At 40.9% G+C, this 20,586-nt stretch carries 22 protein-coding genes and 3 tRNA genes; 24 read left to right on the top strand and 1 reads right to left on the bottom strand.

All coding sequences use genetic code 11. The features are described 5' to 3' along the window. Positions 1-306 precede the first annotated feature (306 nt). The 7 genes from HMPREF9064_RS02755 (at position 307) to ruvB (ending at position 5,658) form a co-directional block, all read left to right on the top strand. Positions 307-1,575, top strand: a complete 1,269-nt coding sequence (locus HMPREF9064_RS02755) for an NRAMP family divalent metal transporter (protein ID WP_006719021.1) — start codon at positions 307-309, stop codon at positions 1,573-1,575. Between the two features lie 111 nt (positions 1,576-1,686). Continuing rightward, positions 1,687-2,133 (top strand): dihydroneopterin triphosphate diphosphatase, encoded by a 447-nt coding sequence (gene nudB / locus HMPREF9064_RS02760; protein WP_032998193.1) that lies wholly within the window; start codon positions 1,687-1,689, stop codon positions 2,131-2,133. Between the two features lie 12 nt (positions 2,134-2,145). Next, positions 2,146-2,886, top strand: a complete 741-nt coding sequence (locus HMPREF9064_RS02765) for a YebC/PmpR family DNA-binding transcriptional regulator (RefSeq protein ID WP_006719017.1) — start codon at positions 2,146-2,148, stop codon at positions 2,884-2,886. 9 nt (positions 2,887-2,895) lie between these two features. After that, positions 2,896-3,321: a hypothetical protein gene (locus HMPREF9064_RS02770; RefSeq protein ID WP_006719015.1), complete on the top strand. Its 426-nt coding sequence runs from the start codon at positions 2,896-2,898 to the stop codon at positions 3,319-3,321. Between the two features lie 57 nt (positions 3,322-3,378). Then, entirely contained in the window at positions 3,379-3,951 is a 573-nt protein-coding gene (ruvC, locus tag HMPREF9064_RS02775; protein WP_006719013.1) for a crossover junction endodeoxyribonuclease RuvC, read from the top strand. A gap of 63 nt (positions 3,952-4,014) precedes the next feature. Beyond that, a complete protein-coding gene (gene ruvA, locus HMPREF9064_RS02780) occupies positions 4,015-4,629 on the top strand; it encodes a Holliday junction branch migration protein RuvA (RefSeq protein WP_006719012.1) in 615 nt (204 codons plus the stop codon). Between the two features lie 15 nt (positions 4,630-4,644). After that, entirely contained in the window at positions 4,645-5,658 is a 1,014-nt protein-coding gene (gene ruvB / locus HMPREF9064_RS02785) for a Holliday junction branch migration DNA helicase RuvB (RefSeq protein ID WP_006719010.1), read from the top strand. A gap of 51 nt (positions 5,659-5,709) precedes the next feature. Here the strand turns inward: ruvB and HMPREF9064_RS02790 are convergent, their stop codons facing one another. Continuing rightward, positions 5,710-6,033 carry a DUF5339 domain-containing protein gene (locus HMPREF9064_RS02790; protein ID WP_032997943.1) on the bottom strand — a complete coding sequence of 108 codons (324 nt, stop codon included), beginning with the start codon at positions 6,031-6,033 and terminating at the stop codon, positions 5,710-5,712. 444 nt (positions 6,034-6,477) lie between these two features. Here HMPREF9064_RS02790 and HMPREF9064_RS02795 point away from each other — a divergent pair, with 444 nt between their 5' ends. The 17 genes from HMPREF9064_RS02795 to recC all read left to right on the top strand — a co-directional run bounded on the left by HMPREF9064_RS02795 (position 6,478) and on the right by recC (position 20,585). Next, positions 6,478-8,043 carry a cytochrome ubiquinol oxidase subunit I gene (locus HMPREF9064_RS02795; protein WP_006719006.1) on the top strand — a complete coding sequence of 522 codons (1,566 nt, stop codon included), beginning with the start codon at positions 6,478-6,480 and terminating at the stop codon, positions 8,041-8,043. Between the two features lie 14 nt (positions 8,044-8,057). Further along, a complete protein-coding gene (gene cydB / locus HMPREF9064_RS02800) occupies positions 8,058-9,197 on the top strand; it encodes a cytochrome d ubiquinol oxidase subunit II (protein WP_006719003.1) in 1,140 nt (379 codons plus the stop codon). A gap of 113 nt (positions 9,198-9,310) precedes the next feature. Then, positions 9,311-9,598, top strand: coding sequence for a cyd operon protein YbgE (gene ybgE / locus HMPREF9064_RS02805; protein WP_006719001.1), 288 nt, complete (start codon positions 9,311-9,313; stop codon positions 9,596-9,598). A gap of 113 nt (positions 9,599-9,711) precedes the next feature. Further along, complete coding sequence (gene ybgC, locus HMPREF9064_RS02810; protein ID WP_006718999.1) at positions 9,712-10,116, top strand: tol-pal system-associated acyl-CoA thioesterase; 405 nt, start codon at positions 9,712-9,714, stop codon at positions 10,114-10,116. A 29-nt stretch (positions 10,117-10,145) separates the two neighbouring features. Beyond that, the gene (gene tolQ, locus HMPREF9064_RS02815) at positions 10,146-10,835 is read left to right on the top strand and encodes a protein TolQ (protein ID WP_006718998.1); all 690 of its coding nucleotides are present in this window, start codon (positions 10,146-10,148) and stop codon (positions 10,833-10,835) included. Positions 10,836-10,920: 85 nt separating this feature from the next. Continuing rightward, entirely contained in the window at positions 10,921-11,343 is a 423-nt protein-coding gene (gene tolR / locus HMPREF9064_RS02820; RefSeq protein ID WP_006718996.1) for a colicin uptake protein TolR, read from the top strand. Positions 11,344-11,360: 17 nt separating this feature from the next. After that, a complete protein-coding gene (gene tolA, locus HMPREF9064_RS02825) occupies positions 11,361-12,476 on the top strand; it encodes a cell envelope integrity protein TolA (protein ID WP_006718994.1) in 1,116 nt (371 codons plus the stop codon). Positions 12,477-12,509: 33 nt separating this feature from the next. Next, entirely contained in the window at positions 12,510-13,790 is a 1,281-nt protein-coding gene (gene tolB / locus HMPREF9064_RS02830) for a Tol-Pal system beta propeller repeat protein TolB (RefSeq protein ID WP_006718992.1), read from the top strand. A gap of 14 nt (positions 13,791-13,804) precedes the next feature. Further along, positions 13,805-14,257: a peptidoglycan-associated lipoprotein Pal gene (gene pal, locus HMPREF9064_RS02835; protein WP_006718991.1), complete on the top strand. Its 453-nt coding sequence runs from the start codon at positions 13,805-13,807 to the stop codon at positions 14,255-14,257. A gap of 190 nt (positions 14,258-14,447) precedes the next feature. Then, positions 14,448-14,523 (top strand) — tRNA-Lys (locus HMPREF9064_RS02840). A gap of 23 nt (positions 14,524-14,546) precedes the next feature. Further along, positions 14,547-14,622 (top strand) — tRNA-Lys (locus tag HMPREF9064_RS02845). A gap of 25 nt (positions 14,623-14,647) precedes the next feature. Further along, positions 14,648-14,724: transfer RNA gene (locus HMPREF9064_RS02850), tRNA-Lys, on the top strand. A 209-nt stretch (positions 14,725-14,933) separates the two neighbouring features. Further along, on the top strand, positions 14,934-15,452 hold the full coding sequence (locus HMPREF9064_RS02855) for a prepilin-type N-terminal cleavage/methylation domain-containing protein (RefSeq protein ID WP_006718987.1): 519 nt from the start codon (positions 14,934-14,936) through the stop codon (positions 15,450-15,452). Next, on the top strand, positions 15,439-16,182 hold the full coding sequence (locus tag HMPREF9064_RS02860) for a PulJ/GspJ family protein (RefSeq protein ID WP_006718985.1): 744 nt from the start codon (positions 15,439-15,441) through the stop codon (positions 16,180-16,182). The genes HMPREF9064_RS02855 and HMPREF9064_RS02860 overlap by 14 nt, the downstream gene beginning before the upstream one ends. Beyond that, positions 16,179-16,874 carry a DUF2572 family protein gene (locus HMPREF9064_RS02865; RefSeq protein WP_006718983.1) on the top strand — a complete coding sequence of 232 codons (696 nt, stop codon included), beginning with the start codon at positions 16,179-16,181 and terminating at the stop codon, positions 16,872-16,874. The genes HMPREF9064_RS02860 and HMPREF9064_RS02865 overlap by 4 nt, the downstream gene beginning before the upstream one ends. Then, positions 16,849-17,151: a DUF5374 domain-containing protein gene (locus tag HMPREF9064_RS02870; RefSeq protein ID WP_006718982.1), complete on the top strand. Its 303-nt coding sequence runs from the start codon at positions 16,849-16,851 to the stop codon at positions 17,149-17,151. Before HMPREF9064_RS02865 ends, HMPREF9064_RS02870 begins: the two co-directional genes overlap by 26 nt. 38 nt (positions 17,152-17,189) lie before the next feature. Then, entirely contained in the window at positions 17,190-20,585 is a 3,396-nt protein-coding gene (gene recC, locus HMPREF9064_RS02875) for an exodeoxyribonuclease V subunit gamma (protein ID WP_006718979.1), read from the top strand. Position 20,586: the final 1 nt, after the last annotated feature.

Raw genomic sequence — 20,586 nt, 5'->3', positions numbered from 1 at the left:
GTGTAGATACCTAAAAGTCTATTTTAATGGCTTCCAAAAAGAAAGTGCGGTCAAAAACTCAATGGATTTTGACCGCACTTTCTTTTTTAGATAAAAAATTTTATCTACTAAAATAAATTGCTTTTTTGGTGTGATAACTTGCCTTATCTCTCTGGTTTGAAGTTATTAACTAAAATTTTCAATAAATCAAAATTTTATTCTTTTATTTCTTTTTGAATAGAATTTTATTTTCTTTACTGGGTTGTGAAATTCTATTATAAATGAGTCCTTTCCCGCATTTATGGTCAATTTATAAGAGAGAATTTTATGAGTGAAGTTTCAAATTCAGTAGAAAAATCCACATGGGCGACTAAATTCGCTGCATTAGGTCCGGGCATCGTTATGGCATCGGCTGCCGTTGGTGGTTCGCATATTATCGCTTCCACCCAAGCGGGTGCGATTTATGGCTGGGAGTTAGTGAGCATCGTAATTCTTGCGAATTTATTCAAATATCCTTTCTTCCGTTTCGGTGTGCAATATACCTTAGATACCGGCAATACCTTGTTGGAAGGTTACCGCCAAAAAGGTAAATTTTATTTGTGGCTATTCCTTGCATTAAATATTTTTGCCACCGTGATTAACACAGCCGCGGTAGGTTTGTTAACCGCAGCCATTTTAACTTTTGTGATCCCTATTCCATTGCCAATGCCGGTCCTCAGTTTATTGGTGATCAGTGTCACAACTGGTATTTTACTGTTAGGGAAATACCGCTTATTAGACAGCTTATCCAAAATCATCATGATCGCGTTAACCGTGACAACAGTCAGTGCCGTGGTGATTGCGTTTATGCGTAATGGCATGCAAGGTGTCGCACCTGCAGATTTCGTTGCGCCTTCCCCGTGGGAATTAAGCAAATTGGCCTTTTTGGTCGCATTAATGGGCTGGATGCCGGCACCAATTGAAATTTCTGCTATTAACTCCATGTGGGTGGTGGCAAAACGTCGCTTGACCAAAGTGTCTTATCAAGACGGCTTGTTTGACTTCAACGTTGGTTACATCGGCACGGCGATTTTAGCGGTCGTATTCTTGGCGCTTGGCGCATTGGTACAATTCGGTTCACCTGAAACCGTAGAAATGGTGGGCGGTAAATATATTGCACAATTAATCAATATGTATGCCAGTACCATCGGTGAATGGGCGCGTTTATTGATTGCAGTGATTGCCTTCATGTGTATGTTCGGCACAACCATTACCGTTATCGACGGCTATTCCCGTACCAACGTCGAATCCTTGCGTTTATTGCTTGGTAAACGCGAAAGCACGGTAAGAACCTTGAATATTGCCATGGTGCTTGCCGCCGCTTCCGGTTTGGCGATTATTTTCTACTTTAATAACGCCGTTGGTCCGATGTTGAAATTCGCGATGATTGCCTCCTTTGTTTCTGCGCCGGTCTTCGCATGGTTGAACTTGTCCTTAACCATGAAAGCGAAACACAGCGTGAAAGGCGGATTATTGTGGTTGTCCTTTATCGGGTTATTCTACTTAACCGCGTTTGCTGCACTCTTTATTGCACAGCAAGCCGGCTGGTTAGGCTAAAAATTTCTCTAAAAACGACCGCACTTTAAGGGGTTCTTTAAAGTGCGGTTCTTTTTTACGTTGTTTTGCGTGAAAATACATGGCGAACTTTTTATTTGCGTGGATATCCAATTGAAATACAAAAACAACCAATCTGTCCTTGTTGTCATTTATGCCAAAGAGAGTGGCAGAGTGCTCATGCTACAACGCCGAGACGATGCAGATTTCTGGCAATCGGTCACCGGTTCTTTGGAAGAACATGAAATGCCGTATGAGGCAGCAGTACGTGAAATTTGGGAAGAAGTGCGGTTAAAAACGCCGTCAAAAAGCACCGCACTTTTGGATTGTCATGAAAGCGTAGCGTTTGAAATTTTTCCGCATTTCCGCTATAAATACGCACCGAATGTTACCCACTGCCGAGAGCATTGGTTTTTGTTGGCTGTGGAGCAGGAATTTACTCCTGAATTAACCGAACATCTCGCTTTTCAATGGGTTTCGCCGGCACAAGCGATTCAAATGACGAAATCCCCTAATAACGCGGAAGCGATAAGAAAATATTTATTTGATTTGACAAAATAGAAGGAAAACAACATGGCAGGCCATAGTAAGTGGGCAAATATTAAACACCGTAAAGCGGCACAAGATGCGCAGCGTGGCAAAATTTTTACTAAATTAATTCGTGAATTGGTGACCGCCGCGAAAATCGGTGGCGGTGATGTGAGTGCTAACCCGCGTTTACGTGCAGCGGTGGATAAAGCCTTAAGCAATAACATGACCCGCGATACCATTAACCGTGCCATTGAGCGTGGTGTCGGTGGTGGCGATGATACTAATATGGAAACCAAAATCTATGAAGGTTATGGTCCGGGCGGTACGGCTGTCATGGTGGAATGTTTGAGCGATAACGCCAACCGTACCATTTCCCAAGTTCGTCCAAGTTTTACCAAATGTGGCGGCAACTTAGGCACGGAAGGCTCTGTTGGTTATTTGTTCAGTAAAAAAGGATTGATTTTAGTTCTCCAAGCGGATGAAGATGCGTTAATGGAAGCGGCAATCGAAGCGGGTGCAGATGATGTTCAACCACAAGATGACGGTTCTTTCGAAATTTATACCGCTTGGGAAGAATTAGGCGCGGTGCGTGACGGTATTGAAGCCGCCGGTTTTAAAATTGAAAGCGCTGAAGTGACAATGATTCCATCAACAACCGTAGATTTGGATGCGGAAAATGCACCGAAACTATTGCGTTTAATTGATATGTTGGAAGACTGTGATGACGTACAAAACGTTTATCACAACGGTGAAATCAGCGATGAAGTCGCTGCAATGCTATAAGGAGCATTTATGAAATTTGTTAAAGTATTATCCGCTGTTGCAACGGTTGCTATTTTGAGCGCTTGCTCTAATGCAACGGCAAAGATGGAAGATAAAGGACCTGCGCTTAGCATTACGGATAAAACCGTGGTGTATTCTTGCAACAAGAAAACTGTGACTGCCGTGTACCAATTTGAAGGTCAAGAGCCAACAGGTGCAATGGTGATGGTAGGCAATAAAGTGATTGCAAAAGACTTTGCTCGTGATGCCGCTCAAAAAGATTTTACCGCATTTACTTCCGGCAACTATGTATGGAATGTGGACAGCGGTTTAACCTTGGATAAATTTGATTCTGTCGTGCCGGTAAATCTTTTACAAAAAGGCAAAAAATCCGACAAGATTATTGTGAAAAACTGTGATGTGAACGCGAAAGCGACCGCAAAAGCAAATCAATAAACTTTCACTTCAAATAAAAACGGCTAGGTCTTCTAGCCGTTTGTTTTATACCTGATTATGACAATTATTTTAGGCATTGACCCCGGTTCTCGCGTGACCGGTTATGGCGTTATCCGACAAACCGGGCGACAATTGGAATACCTTGGCAGTGGTGCCATTCGCACTCAAGTAGATGATTTGCCAACCCGTTTAAAACGTATTTATGCCGGTGTGACTGAAATCATCACGCAATTTCAACCGGATATGTTTGCGATTGAACAAGTGTTTATGGCAAAAAATGCGGATTCAGCACTGAAACTCGGGCAAGCTCGTGGCACGGCGATTGTTGCAGCGGTGAATCATGATTTGCCGGTGTTTGAATATGCAGCACGCCTAATCAAACAAACGGTGGTCGGTATTGGTTCGGCAGATAAAATTCAAGTGCAGGATATGGTGACTCGTATTCTTAAACTTTCCGATAAGCCACAAGCCGATGCGGCGGATGCTTTAGCGATCGCCATTACGCATGCCCATTCCATACAGCACTCTTTCCATGTGGCAGATGCCGCGGGTCAAAATGAAACGCAGGAAAAATTGACCGCACTTTTACGTACTCGATATAGTCGAGGCCGTTTCCGTTTAAAAATTTAACTGGATATTTATCCAGTTTTATTTTATGCTACGCACAATTTTTTACAGTTAACGAGAATTGCTATGATTGGTCACCTCACCGGTATTTTAATGGAAAAACAGCCGCCGGAAATTTTGTTGGATGTGCAAGGTGTCGGCTATGAATTGTTGTTGCCGATGACAAGTTTTTATCATCTTCCGGAAGTTGGCAAACAAACCAGCTTATTTACCCATTTGGTCGTTCGTGAAGATGCTCATTTACTCTTTGGATTTGCACAAAAAACAGACCGCACTTTATTTCGTGAATTGATTAAAACCAATGGTGTTGGGCCAAAATTGGCGTTGGCGATTTTATCAGCTATGTCGGTGGATGAGTTTGCTTATGCCATTGAACGTGAAGAACTGTCAAAATTAGTGAAGATTCCCGGTGTTGGTAAAAAAACCGCAGAAAGACTCTTGGTTGAACTCAAAGGTAAATTTAAAGGCGTAAAAAATAACGACTTCTTTATGCAAGCGGATCATTTGCCAAGTCTTAGCATGGAAACCATCGCAACCGCCGAGCCTTCTAATGAGGCTGTGGCAGCATTGATCGCTTTGGGTTATAAGCCTGTCGATGCAGAGAAAATGGTGAAAAAAGTGTCTAAACCGGCGCTTTCCAGTGAACAGTTAATTCGTGAAGCTTTAAAAGCCGCACTGTAATTTGAGATAGACAAGATGATTGAAGCAGACAGAATTATTAGTGCCACGGTAAAATTAGACGAAGATGTCATTGATCGTGCCATTCGTCCAAAATTGCTAGCGGATTATGTGGGACAACCACAAGTTTGCGAACAAATGGAAATTTTCATCAAAGCGGCACAATTACGTCAGGATGCATTGGATCATTTGTTGATTTTTGGCCCGCCGGGATTGGGAAAAACCACACTGGCTAATATTGTCGCCAATGAAATGGGCGTGAATATTCGCACGACATCCGGTCCGGTATTAGAAAAAGCAGGCGATTTAGCCGCAATGCTGACAAATCTTGAACCTCATGATGTGTTGTTTATTGATGAAATTCATCGCCTTTCACCCGCCATCGAAGAAGTCCTTTACCCGGCAATGGAAGATTATCAGCTGGACATCATGATTGGCGAAGGCCCAGCTGCCCGTTCAATTAAATTGGATTTACCGCCTTTTACGCTTATCGGTGCGACGACTCGAGCGGGTTCTTTAACCTCCCCATTACGTGATCGTTTTGGCATTGTGCAACGTCTAGAGTTTTATTCCGTGCCGGATTTAACGTCTATTGTGTCAAGAAGTGCGGTCTGTTTGCAGCTTAAAATTGATGATTCGGCAGCCTATGAGATAGCTCGCCGTTCTCGCGGAACACCGCGAATTGCGAATCGCTTATTACGTCGTGTTCGAGATTATGCCGATGTGCGTAATAACGGCGTGATTACCGAAACGATTGCTAAAGCGGCGCTGTCTATGTTGGATATTGATGATGCCGGTTTTGATTATTTGGACAGGAAGTTGCTGACGGCTGTGTTAGAGCGCTTTGATGGTGGTCCGGTGGGATTAGACAATTTAGCGGCAGCCATTGGCGAGGAGCGGGATACCATTGAAGATGTGTTGGAGCCTTATTTAATTCAGCAGGGATTCTTACAACGAACACCGCGAGGAAGAATAGCAACCTCAACGACGTATCGCCATTTTGGCATTGAAAAACTTTCCCGAGAAGACTAAAAAATAAAAGGCTTATTGATTTTCAATAAGCCTTTTATTTTTATCTTGTGATTATTGTTGCTGTTGTTTCATGCTGTTGAGTTTCGCTAATGCTACATCGCAACTTTTGATCTGTGTCGCCAATTCCATTTCAAGAATTTGCTGTTTGCTTTGATTGAGTTTGCTTCGAATCTTGTTTACTTGAGTATGTGTGCCGGGTTGTTTTTCTGCTTCAGCAATCAGGTTTTCAGTTTCGTTGAATAAATCCTTGCATTGCTGTGGCATTTCTGATGATTTCTTTGCGCTATTTTCAGCGGCATTTACTACATTTGAAAAACTCATCACGGCGGTAGCCATGCAAAGTGCGGTCAAAATTCGTGTTGTTTTTGTTGCCATTTGAAATACCCTTGAACCATTCAAGTAAAAACTAATATGAATAAACTGGCAGGGAAACTATCAAAATGTTGGTTAAAAGTCCAGAATTTCTTTCTAAATTTGTGATCTGGCGAATTTTGATTTGATAAATGTTGCAAGTTTGTTTAGAAAACATATAATTTGACGCAGATCAATTTTGCTTGAAATGCTTATTTTTAGTTATTGTTGATTTAGTTCGAAAAATGTGAGCTAGGCAACATTTCTACTATTCTTTATCCCTATGTTTAGTAGTAGAATGTACCACTCATTTGGGTTATCTGTGTAATAATCGACTTAAACAACTGCAACTAGCGGTCATTATAAAGATAATCTTACATGAAAAATTCAAAAGATATTTTGAGTTTGTGGGGTGATTACGAAGTAATCATAGAATTTAAAAACTTGTAGCTTTTACAAGGAGCCGAGATGTTAGACGTTGTTGAACTCTCAAGATTACAGTTTGCTTTAACCGCGCTGTATCACTTCATTTTTGTACCGCTGACACTTGGATTGTCTTTTGTGCTTGTCATCATGGAAACAATCTATGTCGCAACGGGTAAAGAAGTATATAAAGATATGACAAAATTTTGGGGTAAGTTATTTGGTATTAACTTTGCCCTAGGCGTAACGACCGGTATCATTATGGAATTCCAATTTGGTACAAACTGGTCTTACTATTCTCACTATGTGGGTGATATTTTTGGTGCGCCATTGGCGATCGAGGCCTTACTCGCATTTTTCTTAGAATCCACCTTTGTTGGTCTGTTCTTCTTCGGTTGGGATCGTTTAACCAAGGGAAAACATTTATTAGCAACCTATTGTGTGGCATTCGGTTCAAATCTTTCTGCCATGTGGATTTTGGTGGCAAACGGTTGGATGCAGTCTCCTGTGGGTTCTGAATTTAATTTTGAAACCGTTCGTATGGAAATGACCAGCTTCTTGGATTTATGGTTGAATCCGATAGCACAAAGTAAATTCTTACACACATTAACAGCGGGTTATACAACCGGTGCAATGTTTGTATTAGGTATCAGCGCATTCTATTTATTAAAAGGCCGCGATATCGGTTTTGCTAAACGTTCATTCTCTGTAGCGGCAACCTTTGGTTTTATCGCTGCATCAGCTGTATTAATTATGGGTGATGAATCAGGTTATGATATCGGTAAAGCACAACCTGTGAAATTAGCAGCAATGGAAGCTGAGTTTGATACTCATTCTGCGCCAGCGCCATTCCATCCAGTTGCGATTCCAAATACCGCTGAAATGAAAAATGATTTTGCGATTGAAATCCCTTATTTAGGTGGTTTAATTGCAACGCGTTCTTTAGAGACTGAAATTGTTGGTTTGAAAGATATTCAAGCGAAAAATGAAGGTCGTGTTCGTAACGGTATGGTTGCCTATGATTTATTCACACAATTAAAAGCAGAGAAAAAATCAGCAGGCCAAGTAAATCCTGAAACTAAAGCAAAATTTGATGAAGTTAAAGGTGATTTAGGTTTCGGTTTATTATTAAAACGTTACACAGATAAAGTTATTGATGCAACAGAGGAACAAATTAAACAAGCAGCGCGCGACACTATTCCGAACGTAGGTCCTAACTTCTGGGCATTCCGTGGTATGTTAGCTGCAGGTGGTTTAATTATTTTACTGACCTTTGGTGCATTTGTTCAAAATTTACGTAACAAAGTGACTTCTTCTCGCTTATTACTTAAAGCATTGCTTTGGGGTATCCCATTGCCAATCTTAGCGATTGAATTTGGTTGGTTCTTAGCTGAATTTGGTCGTCAACCATGGGCGATTTATGAAGTATTACCGGTAGGTGTGTCTGCCTCTAACTTGAGTGTAGGTGACTTATGGTTCTCTATCGGTTTAATTTGTGTACTTTACTTCTTCTTCATCATTGCGGAAATGTATTTGATGTTTAAATATGCACATTTAGGTCCAAGTGCATTGAAAACCGGCAAATACTATTTTGAGCAATCATCTAAATAAGCAGGAGATGGATTATGCTTGATTATGAAATTTTACGTATTATTTGGTGGGTGCTAGTTGTTGTATTGCTTATCGGTTTCTCTGTAACAGATGGATTCGATATGGGCGTGACCGCACTTTTACCCGTCGCAGGTAAGAAAGAAGTAGAAAGACGTATTATGATTAACTCTATTGCGCCACACTGGGATGGTAACCAAGTTTGGTTATTAACTGCTGGCGGTGCAATTTTCGCGGCATGGCCGATTGTTTATTCTGTAGCGTTTTCAGGCTTCTATATTGCCTTATTCCTAGTATTAGCTGCGTTATTCTTCCGTCCAATTGGTTTTGAATATCGTGCTAAAATTGATAATCCAACATGGCGCGCTGTGTGGGATTGGGGCTTGTTTGCCGGTGGTTTTGTACCTGCATTAGTATTCGGTGTGGCATTTGGTAATTTATTACAAGGTGTACCATTTGAATTGAATGATCTTTCACAAGCAACTTACACAGGTTCTTTCTTTGCATTATTAAATCCATTCGCATTACTTTGCGGTGTATTGAGTCTTGCGATGTTAGTAACGCACGGCGCAAACTGGTTACAAATGAAAACTACGGCAGCACTACGCGATCGTGCAAGAGCAATTACGCAAGTGGGTGCATTAGTTACATTAATTACTTTTGTACTTGCGGGCGTGTGGCTTTCTTTCAAAGAAGGTTATGTTGTTACTAGCGTGTTAGATCACTTTGCGCCATCTTCACCTGCAGTAGGTAAAGAGGTGGCTGTTGAAGTTGGTGCATGGTTTAAGAACTTTAATGAGACTCCAGCTTTATGGGTATTCCCAGCATTGGCTGTTGTGGGTGCATTATTGAATGTGATTGCATCTAAAGCAAATCGTTGTGGTTTTGCCTTCTTCTTCTCTGTATTAACAATGGCGGGTGTGATTATTACTGCGGCAGTATCAATGTTCCCATTTGTAATGCCTTCAAGTACTCACCCAGCACAAAGCTTGTTAATGTGGGATGCGACTTCAAGTGAATTAACATTAACCTTAATGTTCTACCTTGCATTAGTATTCGTCACCATCTCATTGCTTTACACCATTTGGTCATACTACAAAATGTTTGGTCGTTTGGATGAAAGCTTTGTTGAAGAGAATAAAAACTCATTATACTAGGGAGAATAATATGTTATATGCAATTTGGGTCGTAGGCGTTTTATTCGCTGTAGGCGTGAGTGCAAAGATTACAATGAACAAAGAACGTTCAGGTAAATTTGACGAGTAATTGAATGATTAATTCATTGTATCAATTAGTAAATAAGGGTTCATTACGAACCCTTTCATTTATTTTAGCGCTGACTTTAACAGCGTTTTTCTTTTTTAACATTAACCAATTTTCAACGCAATTAAGAGCGGTCGAATTTTATTATGTTTTTATTTTGATCTGGAGCGTTGGGATTTTATGGATTCATGGTTTGGGCTTTGAGATCAGAGCAACGCTATGGCGTCTGATTTTTATGCCATGGATTGGTTATCTCGCAGCAATTATAAGTTTGTTGCATAATCTATTAACTTAAAATCAAAGAGTTAATTTTTTAATAAGTGCAATTTCAAGCTTGCTAATCATTTTGCAGCACTCTAAAATAACCGACCTCCTGCTTTCTAAATTTCATTAAATGGAGAAGAAAAGTTGGAACAGAACGTTTTTCATTATTCTGCTCGTGTTTATTACGAAGATACAGATGCAGGTGGTGTGGTTTATCATGCACGCTATTTACATTTTTTTGAGCGGGCAAGGACAGAATATTTAAGAACATTTAATTTTTCCCAACAAGAATTGTTAGCAGAAAATAAAGGGGCTTTTGTCGTTAAATCAATGAATATTGATTACTGTTTTCCGGCAAAATTAGATGACTTGCTACAAATAGAAACGCTTGTCACAGAAATAAAAGGTGCGTCCATTATTTTCTCTCAAATTATTAAACGGAATGAATTAACGTTGTGTCGGGCTACCGTAAAGGTAGCCTATGTTGATCTTGGTAAAATGAAACCGGTGGCAATTCCATCGCAAATCAAGGCAACACTAGTCAATTAACTATTAGTGAGTTGTTTTCGGAGTATGCAATGACCTCAGAATTAAACTTTTTAGATCTCTTTTTAAAAGCCAGTATTGTGGTTCAATTAGTAATTCTCATTTTAGTGAGTTTTTCTATTATTTCTTGGGCGATTATTATTCAACGTAGCCGAGTATTAACGAAGGCATTAAAAGAGTCTATGGCATTTGAAGACCGTTTTTGGTCCGGTGAGGATTTAAATAAATTATATGAAGGGCTATCTAATCGTCGTGATGGCTTAACAGGTAGTGAACAGATTTTTTATGTTGGTTTTAAAGAGTTTACTCGTTTGAAACAAGCAAACCCGGATGCACCGGAGGCGATCATTAAAGGTAGTACCCGTGCAATGAATTTATCTATGAATCGTGAAATTGAAGATATTGAAACTCGCGTTCCATTCTTAGCGACCGTAGCATCCATTAGTCCATATATCGGTCTTTTTGGTACGGTTTGGGGAATCATGCACGCTTTCATGTCCTTGAGTGGAGCAAAACAAGCTACATTACAAATGGTTGCGCCGGGGATTGCGGAAGCGCTAATTGCGACAGCAATCGGCTTATTTGCGGCAATTCCGGCGGTAATGGCTTATAACCGTTTAAGTTTACGCGTGAATAAACTTGAACAAAATTATGGTAATTTTATTGATGAATTTACCACAATCTTGCATCGCCAGGTTTTTGGTAAAAATCACCATAGTTAATTAATCATATTTTCAGCCGCACTTTGTGTTAAAAGTGCGGTCACTATTTTAGATGTTTTTTCGATTATAAGTTTAGAAGGTTGATATGTCTTATCGTCGTCAGCGCCGCGATATCAAATCTGAAATCAATATTGTTCCGTTTTTGGACGTGCTTTTAGTATTGGTTTTGATTTTTATGGCTACTGCGCCAATCATTAGCCAGAGCGTAGAGGTTGAATTGCCGGATGCCGTGCAAAGCCAAAACGTGTCTGCAGAAGACAGAACGCCGGTTATTTTAGAAGTTTCCGGTGTTGGTCAATATGCGATTTCAATTGGAGGAAATCGTACGGAAAATTTAACTGAAGATATGGTTACCCAGTTATCTAAACAAGAGTTTGATAAAGATAACAATACAATGTTCTTAGTTGGTGGCGCGAAAGATGTACCTTATGAAGAAGTGATTAAAGCACTTAATTTGCTTCATCTCGCCGGAATTAAGTCAGTTGGGTTAATGACAAATCCAATTTAATGAGATAGGTAACCATTGTGCAGAAAAAGCGACAAAAAGGTGATGTTGATGCAGTTGTGATTTCGGTCATAATGCACTTGATTTTGTTTGGTTTGCTTATCCTCAGTTCTTTGTACCACAATATTGATATTATGGGTGGTGGTGAAGGCGATGATGGCGAAGTGATTGGTGCTGTGATGGTGGATACCGGTTCTGCGGCTCAGGAGTGGGGACGAATTCAGCAGCAGAAAAAAGGCCAAGCTGACAAACAAAAGAAACAAGAATTGGAAGATAAAAAACAAGAAGAACAGCAACGTCAACAAGAGCTCGAGAAGAAAAAAGAGCAAGAAAAACAAAAACAACTTGCTGAGCAAAAGAAACAGCAAGAGGAAAAAGCTCGTTTAGAGGCATTAGAGAAACAAAAAGAAGCTGAAGAGGCGAAAGCTAAGCAAGCTGCAGAAGCCGCTAAATTGAAAGCTGACGCAGAAGCTAAGCGTTTAGCCGCTGCAGCTAAACAAGCGGAAGAAGAGGCAAAAGCAAAAGCCGCAGCAGCAGAAAAAGCAAAACAAGAAGCTAAAGCCAAAGCAGAAGCTGAAGCGAAGGCAAAAGCAGACGCTGAAGCCAAAGCAAAAGCTGAAGCGGATGCTAAAGCCAAGGCTAAGGCAGAAGCAGATGCTAAAGCTAAAGCAGAGGCAAAAGCCAAAGCTGATGCTAAGGCAAAAGCGGATGCAGCGAAGCGTAAGGCTGATCAAAATGCATTAGATGATTTCTTTAATGGCGGTGATCTTGGTGGCGGAAGTGCAATCAAAGGTGGAAATGCGAATAAACAAGGTAGTCAAGGTGCCGGAGCATCAATGGGGGCTGGCGATGGCGGTAAAACAGGTTCTGCATATGCGGGCGTTGTTTACTCTTCGATAAAACCTTATTTCCGTGGAGATACACGCTTTATAGGTAAAGTTTGCGATATTAAGATGGAAATTGCCAGTGATGGAACTATTTTATCGTATGAGAAAAAATCCGGGCCTAATGATTTGTGTGCAGCTGCATTAAATGCGATTGAGCAAGCTAAAAAAATGCGTAGAGCACCTACTCCGGAAGAGTATGAAATGTTTAAGAGCTTTACTCTTGGGTTTGACCCAAGAAAAGTGCGGTAATTTTTCACCGCACTTTGAACAATAGGAGAAAAAATGAAAAGAGTTATTCGAGTATTTAGCTTATTTATTATGCTATTAGGATTGACTTCACTAGCTCGTGCAGAGGTTCGCATCGTTATTGATGAGGTTATGGATTCTGCACGACCTATTGCTGTTGTTCCGTTTAAGTGGAATGGTCCAGGCAGTGCGCCGGCAGATATTGCAGATATCATTGCATCAGACTTACGTAATAGCGGAAAATTTAATCCACTTTCTGTCAGTAAAATGCCTCAGCAGCCGACTACAGCTGCAGAAGTTAACCCTAGTGCATGGTCTGCATTGGGTATTGAGGCAGTAATTGTTGGACAAGTAACTCCGTCTAATGGTGGTTTTGATATTGCTTACCAATTAGTCGATACCATGGGAAGTGCGGGTTCGATTTTGTCTCAAAACCAATATACGGTGACTCAAAAATGGGTTCGTTATGGTGCACATACTGTGAGTGATGAAACCTTTGAGAAACTAACAGGGATTCGTGGTGCATTTCGGACTCGTATTGCTTATGTCGTGCAAAAAAATGGCGGTTCACAACCTTATGAGGTCCGCGTAGCCGACTATGATGGTTTTAACCAATTTATTATTAATAAGAGCTCTCAGCCTTTTATGTCTCCGGCATGGTCTCCTGATGGCAAAAAATTAGCGTATGTTTCTTTTGAAAATAAAAAAGCGCAAATTATTCTGCAAGATCTTAGCTCAATGGCACGTAAAGTAATCGCTTCATTCCCAGGGCATAACGGTGCTCCGGCTTTCTCGCCAGATGGTTCAAGATTAGCATTTGCCTCTTCAAAAGATGGCGTATTGAATATTTATGTAATAAATTTGGGTAGTGGACAGGTTTCTCAGTTAACCAGTGGTTCAGGTAATAACACGGAGCCTTCTTGGTCGCCTGATGGGCAGTCAATTGTGTTCACATCCGATAGAGGCGGCTCTCCGCAAGTTTATCGCATGAGTGCATCCGGTGGCGGAGCATCTCTTGTTGGTGGACGTGGTAGTGGTCAAATCAGCTCAGATGGTAGTACGTTAGTAATGATCGATGGAAGTAATAACATTGTGAAACAAGATTTGGTTTCAGGTGGTTCTGAGGTACTAAGTTCAACTTTCTTAGATGAAAGTCCGAGTATTTCACCAAATGGTATTATGATTATTTATAGCTCTACCCAAGGTCTGGGAAAGGTGCTACAATTAGTGTCCACAGACGGACGCTTTAAGGCACGTTTACCAGGGAATGATGGACAAGTTAAATTTCCAGCTTGGTCACCATACTTAACTAAATAAACAAGGAGAAATCAATGAATAAATTTACTAAAGCATTGTTAGTTGCTGGTTCAGTAGCTGTATTAGCTGCTTGTGGATCATCAAAAAATGAAAGCGCAAACGGCCAAACTTTTGGTGGTTACTCTGTTCAAGACTTACAACAACGCTACAACACTGTATATTTCGGTTTCGACAAATACAATGTTGAAGGTGAATATGCTCAAATCTTAGATGCTCACGCTGCATACTTAAATGCAACTCCAGCAACTAATGTACGTATTGAAGGTAATACTGATGAACGCGGTACTCCAGAATACAACATGGCATTAGGTGAACGTCGTGCTCACGCAGTACAAAGTTTCTTAACTGCTAAAGGTGTACAAGCAGGTCAAATCTCTACTGTTTCTTACGGTGAAGAAAAACCAGCAGTATTAGGTCATGACGAAGCAGCTTACGCAAAAAACCGTCGTGCTGTATTAGCATACTAATTTTTGCTATTTCAAATAAAAAACCGGGTATTAGCCCGGTTTTTTATTTTTTGTTTTACTGTGTGCTTCTTAATTAGATGCATACATATTTTATTATTTTTATTTTGATGCATATTCAAGCGAATAAATAAAAAAATAAAATTTTTTATTGATTATTGAAATAAAACCAGTATTATAACCCACCGTTGTTGGGTCGTTAGCTCAGTCGGTAGAGCAGCGGACTTTTAATCCGTTGGTCGAAGGTTCGAATCCTTCACGACCCACCATTCAAAAAATACCCCTTTCTCAAGGGTCGTTAGCTCAGTCGGTAGAGCAGCGGACTTTTAATCCGTTGGTCGAAGGTTCGAATCCTTCACGACCCACCAATTTAAAGCTGTATTTCCCAAATATGGGTCGTTAGCTTAGTCTGGTAGAGCAGTGGACTCTTAATCCATTGGTCATAGGTTCGAATCCTATACGACCCACCAATAAAACCCTTTATATATCATACAATTAAAAACACTTAGGCAATTTTTAAATGTGACATATTTTGAGCGTGTGTCGTAAATGTGACGTGTTTTTTGTCAATTTTCTTCCAAATTAATTTTACTTTGCGATCTTCTTCGCAAAATTTCTCTATCTGCATGTTTTAGCCTTTCTTATTCCCTTAAAGTGCGGCTCAAAAAAAGGAACGTTTATGCAAAAAGGGTTTACTTTGCTGGAAATGTTAATCGCGCTTTTCATTCTTAGTCTATTGTTGATGCTTGCTTTGCCCGCATGGCAGCAGCATTCACAGCAGAACGTCTTGCAAAAAGAGCAGCAAAAACTTTATGCGTTTTTACGTCAAATTCAAGCTCGTGTAGAAAACTCCTCCGATATCTGGTTTATCATGGCAAGCCGTGATCTGTCAGGTAAACGTTGGTGTTTAACGGCGCAGATTAAAAATCATCACCTATGTGACTGTTTAGCTCCTCAAGGTTGTCCTCAGTATGTTTCTGCGCATTTTTATTATCCGGCTGCGGACACAATGTTGATTAGTAAACGTTATTATCCTCTAGAACTTACGCGTTTAAGCGGTATTCGTAATACGGCTTCTACTGCTTGTTTTGTCCTACAAGCGAATTCTCAGCGTACTTTATTTTCGTTTTTTAATGTGGGTAGTCTGAAATTAAAAGATAACCAGTCGTTGAGTGCATGTGTGAATGATGAAGAATAAGTTTTTTTATGACGTAGTGTATTCTCGTGGGCAAACGCTTGTTGCACTTATGATTTCAGTGGCGCTTTCAAGTTTTTTACTGCTTGTTATTATGCAGTTTTATAGCCAGCATCAGCAACAGAACCGTGGAATGTTACTTCGTTTGCAATTACAAACTGAGTTACAACGTGTAATCCAATTAATAGGCAAAGATTTGGCAAGAAGCGGCTTTCGTGCGGTAAGTGATAAATTGACGAAAAATAATTTGGCGTTATTTGAACTGGGAAATATTCCCTCATCGGTTTTTATCACTCAAATGAATAGCGAGAGAAATAACAGCTGTGTGCTGTTTTTTTATGATTTGGATTCAAATGGGTGTATTGGTACTGGTTATCAAGAGGATGCTTGTATCTTAAATAAACGTAATGCTACAAAGGAAATTGAACGGGAATTATTTGGTTACCGACTTCATCAAAAAATGTTGGAAACACGTTTAACTTACAAAAACACAGTAAAACAAAATTGCAATCGAGAGGAATGTCAACGCTATACCCAGCAGTCCGCTTGTAATCATGGCGGTTGGGTGGATTTATTAGACGATAAGGTATATGAAATTTCCCATTTGAGCTTTGATTGGTTAGCAGAAAAACAGGGCGTTGAAATACGTTTAGCAGGGCATTTCAAAACGAATAAAAAGATTAAATATGAAACCTCTCTCGTTGTGCCTTTATTAAATGGAGCTAAAGAATGAGAAAACTCCATCGAGGCATGATGACGTTGAGTTTGTTGCTTTTGCTGAGTTCATTTTTACTTTTAACGCTACTTTTTAACGATGACTTATTCCGCCTTTATTCTTCTATTGCAGCTCAGCGACACGTATATGTGACTCAGCAAATAAAATTGCAAACGCTAAGCCAAGCGACAAAAAAAGAGAAATGTCAGCAAGTTCCGTTAAATGAAAACGGCGATACCTTTCTCTTGACATTTCGGTTGGAGAACAATCCATTCGATGATGGTTTAAGCCATTATGCGTGGTGTCGACGGGATAAGTTATTTCAAAAACAACCGGTGCGAAACCAATATGAAAAATTGTTTGACCAGTTTATTTCCGAAGAAGGGCTTGCGCTTTTTCGTTCACAATTGCCGTCGCCTCCGCTCATGTTAGGCTCATCGTCGCCTGTGGCATTGTATTGGTTCACGGCAGAAGAAACTGAATGGGAAATTAACAAAAACGTGAATGCGGTGATTGTCGCCGAAGGCGATTTACACATTCGAGGACAAGGTAAAATTAGTGGTTCGATTATTACCAAAGGGCGATTGACGTTAGATGAAAATATTAAAGTGACTTATTCCAAAAGTACGGTTACTCAGATCGTGCAACAATACAGTCGTTGGCGCTTAGCAGAGAAGAGTTGGTATGATTTTGTCGTTCCCAAAAATTAATCACAAAGGCATGAGCTTGGTGTCCTTGTTGGTGACCTTATCTGTATTCAGCGGGCTTTTCCTCACGTTTAACCAATGGGGAAATGTGCAACGCAAAAGTGCGGTGGAAATTTATCAACGTTTTCAAGCCCTCCAACTTGCCGAAAATCAACGACAACGCCAGTTTCTTGGTCTCTCTTGCGAAAGCAGTATTCACCAAAATCACATTCATTTTCATATTACGTGCACGCAAAATCAGGTTACGGTGAAATATCCTCGGGGTGAAATTCGTTTATAATAGCGCAAGTTATATTTGAGCGAATTTCCGGAGGCGGCGTGTTTACTGTTTATCATTCGAATCAACTTGAGGTGCAAAAGGACATTCTCGTTGAATTAATTCAACGTCAACCGCTGAGCAACCCATTACAGCCGGAAACGGTGCTGGTACAAAGTCCGGGCATGGCACAATGGTTACAGTTACAAATCGCAGAGCAAAAAGGCATTGCAGCAAATTTTGCGTTTCCGATGCCCGCCAGTTTTATTTGGCAGCTGTATGCAGAAAACTTGCCCGATGTGGCGCAAAGCAATCAATTTAATAAAAACGCCATGATGTGGCGTTTAATGCGCTTAATTCCTCAATATTTACAGCAAGAGGCTTTCCATCCTTTACGCCATTATCTGGCGCATTCTGTGCAATCGGAGCAATTTAAACTCTATCAACTTGCTGGGAAAATCGCTGATTTATTCGATCAATATTTGGTTTATCGCCCGAACTGGATCGCTGCTTGGGAGACACATCGTGATGCGGAGATTCGTCATCAAATTGAAACCCAATTAAATCTTAATCACGATCGTTTATCGGCACAGATTGAACAAAATATCGCATGGCAGGCGAGCCTATGGCGGGCGTTGGTGCAGGCGGTCAAAACGGAAACCGGATTAGATTGGGTGCAACATCGAGCGCATTTACACCAATTATTGTTAGAAAAACTCCGTGAAAATCGACAGCTCTTTTTGCCGGAACGCCTTTTCATTTTCGGTATTCCGGCCTTGCCGAAAGCGTATTTAGAAATTTTTCAAGCTATTAGCGCATATTGTGATGTGCATTTGTTCTTCAATAATCCTTGTCAGGAATATTGGGGAGACATTGTGGATCCCTCATTTGTCGAAAAATTAGCATTGCGTACTCGTACCGATTATTTCAATCAAGCGAATAAACCGTTGTTATCCGCAGAACAAATTGCGCAGGCTGAGCGCCAATGGGAGGTGACTTACGCACAGGAAAAATTGCAAGTCGGCAATCCTTTGTTGGCTTCATGGGGAAAATTGGGACGCGATTTTTCTTATTTATTAACGCAGTTGGAACCGAATGAGATTTCTGCCTATGCGGAGATTGAACCGCGGAATTTATTGAGTCAAATTCAACATCAGATTTTGCACCTTATGCCGAGTGGCAGTGAGCCGTTAAACTATCAAGAAAATGACCGCACTTTAACCTTCCATTCTTGCCACAGCACGATGCGGGAAGTGGAAGTCTTGCAGGATTATCTGCTGCATTTATTGCAAGAAAATCCCCATTTGACTCCAAAAGACATCATCGTGATGGTGGCGGATATTGATAAATACACGCCTTATATTCGCGCGGTTTTCAGGCAACATGCTACGCCGCAAACTGCCATTCCATTTTCGATTTCGGATAACAAATTATCGGAAAATGATGTGATTATTGCCGGGTTCCTCTCTTTATTGCAGCTCAAAGAAAGCATTTTTAGTGCAGAAGATGTGTTAGCGCTGTTAGATGTGCCGGCAATACGCCAACGCTTTAATATTGAATTGCAGGATTTGGCGCAAATTCGAGATTGGGTGAAAAATGCCGGCGTGCGTTTTGGTTTAGAGAAACAACCTGCAGAACCTCATGGTGAGACTCAAAACAACTACAATTCTTGGCAAGCCGGCTTAGAACGCATGTTGTTGGGGTATGCCTTACGGGAAGAAAATGGTATTTGGCAAGACAGCCTTGGATTGGACAACAGTTTCGGCTTAAAAGGTCAGCTGGCAGGGCAGTTGGCTGAATTTATTGCCGCATTGTCAGATTGGTTCAAAACGTTGCAACAACGTTATTCCGTGGCGCAATGGCAACAACATTTGTTGACCTTAACGGATCGTTTCTTTGCCGTGACTACGGAAACCGAAGAAACCTTATTTTATATTAAAGACGTGATTCAGCAATTTGCAGAACAGTTACAGGATGTGCATTTTGACGAGCGCTTGGCGGTTGATGTTGTGGCAGATGTCATGATTGGTGCGTTAGAAGAAAACCCGAATCACTACCGTTTTTTAGCCGGCAAAGTGAATTTCTGCACGTTGTTGCCGATGCGTTCTATTCCATTTAAAGTGGTCTGCCTGCTCGGGATGAATGACGGTGAATACCCACGTCAACAGCCGCCAAATAGTTTTGACTTAATGCAGTATCACCGCATTAAAGGCGATCGTGCGCGCCGTGATGATGATCGTTACTTGTTCCTTGAGGCTTTGCTGTCTGCGCAGGAATATTTGTATATCAGCTACATCGGACGTTCTATTTCAGATAATCAAGAGCGTGAGCCCTCCGTATTGGTGAGCCAATTGTTGGATTACATCGTGGAAAATCTGCCGAATGAAGGCAAGGATTGGCGGGCATTGCTGGTGCAACAACACGGCATGACGGCATTTAGTCGAAAAAACTTTGAAAAAAACGACCGCACTTTTAGCCCTTCTTTTGCGCAACAATGGTTGCCTTTGGTGAATTCACAATCCAATCAAGCATTGTCGGATTTTATTCAACCAGCGATAGCGCAGGAGGATTTCGAGCAAGAAACGGAGATTGAATTTTCTCGTTTGGTGGCATTTGTAAAAAATCCGGTGAAATTTTTCTTTGAGCGCCGGCTCGGTGTGAATTTTTCCGAGCAAGAAGAAAGTATCGCCGACAGTGAAAATTTCGTTTTGAATAATGGCTTAGAGAAATACCTGATTCATGCGGATTTGGTTGATGTTGATGAATACCAAATCGACGCGTTTTTTGATCATTTGAAGGTGAAAGGCGTATTGCCAAGAGGTGAATTTGCGACACTCTACGCCAATAAATTATTGGATGAAGTGGGAGAATTTAAACAATATATTGCCGATTATGTGGAACAAACGCCACAAAACCGTTTTGTACAAATGACCTTGCCGACAGCATTCGGTAATATCACCTTATCAGGCAATATCTCCCATTTATATGGTGACCCGTTACAGCGTGTGACTTGGCGCATGGCCACCGTCAAAGACAAAGATCGTATTGAAGCGTGGCTGTATCATTTATTGTTGTGTGCAACGCAGCCACAGCCGACGGAATCCCTTTTCCAAGGCAAGGACAAACGCGAGATTTTTCAAGTGGTGTCTCAGCAGGATGCCCTTGCGCAACTGCAAATTTATGTCGAAAGCTATTTAGCAGGGCAGGCACAATTACAGTTGATTCCAACACAGGGCATTGAGGCATACCGAAAACAGATTGCTAACGAAGATGAAGTAGATGTTGATAAGTGTTTAGCACAGTTAATAAAAATTGCTGAAGGTGATGATCATTCCCGTGGCGATTTATATTGGCAACGTGTGTTGGTACAAACGCAGGAATTAGATTTGAATTGGATAAATCAGCAGGTGAAAGCGTGGTTTGTGCCGATGTTGCAAGCGATTAAAACGGAAAAATAAC

The sequence above is a fragment of the Aggregatibacter segnis ATCC 33393 genome (assembly GCF_000185305.1).
Classification (GTDB): domain Bacteria; phylum Pseudomonadota; class Gammaproteobacteria; order Enterobacterales; family Pasteurellaceae; genus Aggregatibacter; species Aggregatibacter segnis.
Note: the sequence above shows the minus strand (reverse complement) of the source record. Positions and strands in the feature narration are given on the sequence as shown.

What these genes read in the sequence shown, in the direction of transcription:
- ruvA (WP_006719012.1), top strand. Translation starts at nt 4,015, where the DNA reads ATGATTGGTCACCTCACCGGTATTTTAATGGAAAAACAGCCGCCGGAA.
- ruvB (WP_006719010.1), top strand. Translation starts at nt 4,645, where the DNA reads ATGATTGAAGCAGACAGAATTATTAGTGCCACGGTAAAATTAGACGAA.
- HMPREF9064_RS02865 (WP_006718983.1), top strand. Translation starts at nt 16,179, where the DNA reads ATGAGAAAACTCCATCGAGGCATGATGACGTTGAGTTTGTTGCTTTTG.
- cydB (WP_006719003.1), top strand. Translation starts at nt 8,058, where the DNA reads ATGCTTGATTATGAAATTTTACGTATTATTTGGTGGGTGCTAGTTGTT.
- HMPREF9064_RS02755 (WP_006719021.1), top strand. Translation starts at nt 307, where the DNA reads ATGAGTGAAGTTTCAAATTCAGTAGAAAAATCCACATGGGCGACTAAA.
- tolQ (WP_006718998.1), top strand. Translation starts at nt 10,146, where the DNA reads ATGACCTCAGAATTAAACTTTTTAGATCTCTTTTTAAAAGCCAGTATT.
- HMPREF9064_RS02770 (WP_006719015.1), top strand. Translation starts at nt 2,896, where the DNA reads ATGAAATTTGTTAAAGTATTATCCGCTGTTGCAACGGTTGCTATTTTG.
- ruvC (WP_006719013.1), top strand. Translation starts at nt 3,379, where the DNA reads ATGACAATTATTTTAGGCATTGACCCCGGTTCTCGCGTGACCGGTTAT.
- tolR (WP_006718996.1), top strand. Translation starts at nt 10,921, where the DNA reads ATGTCTTATCGTCGTCAGCGCCGCGATATCAAATCTGAAATCAATATT.
- tolB (WP_006718992.1), top strand. Translation starts at nt 12,510, where the DNA reads ATGAAAAGAGTTATTCGAGTATTTAGCTTATTTATTATGCTATTAGGA.
- HMPREF9064_RS02870 (WP_006718982.1), top strand. Translation starts at nt 16,849, where the DNA reads ATGATTTTGTCGTTCCCAAAAATTAATCACAAAGGCATGAGCTTGGTG.
- ybgE (WP_006719001.1), top strand. Translation starts at nt 9,311, where the DNA reads ATGATTAATTCATTGTATCAATTAGTAAATAAGGGTTCATTACGAACC.
- HMPREF9064_RS02795 (WP_006719006.1), top strand. Translation starts at nt 6,478, where the DNA reads ATGTTAGACGTTGTTGAACTCTCAAGATTACAGTTTGCTTTAACCGCG.
- HMPREF9064_RS02860 (WP_006718985.1), top strand. Translation starts at nt 15,439, where the DNA reads ATGATGAAGAATAAGTTTTTTTATGACGTAGTGTATTCTCGTGGGCAA.
- HMPREF9064_RS02855 (WP_006718987.1), top strand. Translation starts at nt 14,934, where the DNA reads ATGCAAAAAGGGTTTACTTTGCTGGAAATGTTAATCGCGCTTTTCATT.
- HMPREF9064_RS02790 (WP_032997943.1), bottom strand. Translation starts at nt 6,033, where the DNA reads ATGGCAACAAAAACAACACGAATTTTGACCGCACTTTGCATGGCTACC.
- pal (WP_006718991.1), top strand. Translation starts at nt 13,805, where the DNA reads ATGAATAAATTTACTAAAGCATTGTTAGTTGCTGGTTCAGTAGCTGTA.
- HMPREF9064_RS02765 (WP_006719017.1), top strand. Translation starts at nt 2,146, where the DNA reads ATGGCAGGCCATAGTAAGTGGGCAAATATTAAACACCGTAAAGCGGCA.